The 1,720-nt window shown below is 66.0% G+C and carries 1 protein-coding gene; it reads left to right on the top strand.

The features are described 5' to 3' along the window. Positions 1 to 1,720: SH3 domain-containing protein (locus HV675_RS32045; protein WP_175115467.1), on the top strand; the 1,720-nt coding region annotated here is incomplete at both ends.

Here is a 1,720-nt window from a genome sequence, read left to right as displayed (position 1 = left end):
ATCTTCGCGGTTCACCGACGAACATGAAATCTACCGTCTGCTGGCCGCGCATGAGGCATCGGGCGCGTATCTGGTCAGCGCCCGGGGCATGTGGCACGGCGGCATCCATATCACCGAAGCCGGTCCCGGCCAGTCACTGGACCTCGATGCGGGCCTGCGCTGCATGGCCGACGGTTATCTGATCGCCTACCGCGCCAATCGCACGTACCCGGTGAGCGAGGCGGCCTCGCCGGATGGCAGGGCGTCCATCCGTGCCCCCTACAGCACGGGCTTCGCGCTGGTGCGCCATACGATGGAGTTCCCGAAGGGCACGGTGCTGACCTTCTACAGCCTGTACATGCACCTGATGTCCGACGAGGACTACGCACACTTCCCGCACCGGGAAAAACCGGCGTACTGGTCGAGGCAATGGCAGGTCACCCCATTTGCGCGGGACCAGCCGGCGCTGGGCAGGAACGGGCAGGTGGCGGACCCGGGGCAACGGGGGCTGCGGGTGCGCGCGAGTCCGTCCGCGTACAGCCACGTGCTGGGCATCCTGCCGCAAGGTGCAGCCGTCACGGCCGGAAAGATGGAACAGGGCTGGGGGCAAATCCGGGACCTGCACGGCGCGCAGCTGTATCCGCCGAACGCAGGAGGCTTCGTTTCACCGGCCACGGCGATTGGCGGATGGATTCATCTGGGCGAGGAAAACGGCGGACCGCTGGTCAGCGAGATCCTGCCGGATACGGCGTTCGACCGGGTGGTGGTGACCGCCGCGTCGTGCCGGGCCGACGATGCGCAGGGCGCGGGTATTCCGGTCAGGGCGGGCGAGCTGATCGGTCACCTGGGTCGTTACGATTCGCTGGGCGGCGGCCCGGTCGGCACGCGCATCGCGCATATCGAGGTGTTCTGCGATGACGGTATCAGGCCATTCATCGAACAGGGGCGTGCATGGATGCGGGACCATAGCGCGCACGCGGAGGCATGGCGCGAACTGGGTTTGCCGGCGGAGCCGACGATGCTGCGGGTCGGGGCGTCCACGACGCTTCTGAAACGCAATGGCGACACGTTTATCCCGGGCGCGGATGCCCGGTCGAGGAAGGTCGATGTCGTGCGGCTGTACTCGCTCGCGGACCTGGCGCGTGACAGGGACCGGCGGTTCACGGAAAAGGAAGTGGACGCGCGCTATGGACGCAAGGCGGACTGGTGGCGGGTGGAGGGCGTGGACGAACGCGGGCAGCCGATCGAAGGGTGGGTGCGCGAACCGGAACATCCGGGCGGCCGGGTCACGCGCGAATTCGCGCAGAAGTGGACTGATTTCCTGTGCCTCGAGGATGCGCACGACCCGGCGCATTCTGCCTTCGCGGCCATCGAGGCATGGGTTGACTATGCGAGCAATGCGGATGTTGCCGATCCTGCGTCGCGCACGAAGCTCAGTCCGTTGATGCTGAAGGTGTACGACGCGCTGTTCACGCGAGGCGACGGCAGACAGGCGGTCAATGAACTCTGTGCGCTATCGAAGCACTATCCGTGGCTGATGCAGGTGGCCTCGCGGCTGATCGTGAAGCATGAGAGCGAGTGGGCGAATCCGGCCAAATGGAAGCAGCTGTTTGTCGAGCTGGAAAAGCAGACGGGGAAGCGCGCGCAGTTCGAGGAAGAGCAGAAGCGCATCGACCGGCTTGCGTGGTGGGAGGAGGTGAGGGCGGCGTTGCCGGGGTTTCCGGGGGCGGAGGTTTTTCAT

The organism is Paraburkholderia solisilvae (assembly GCF_902859875.1).
Taxonomy (GTDB): Bacteria; Pseudomonadota; Gammaproteobacteria; order Burkholderiales; family Burkholderiaceae; genus Paraburkholderia; species Paraburkholderia solisilvae.
The sequence above is the reverse complement of the archived record's forward strand: the minus strand, read 5'-3'. Positions and strand labels throughout refer to the sequence as shown.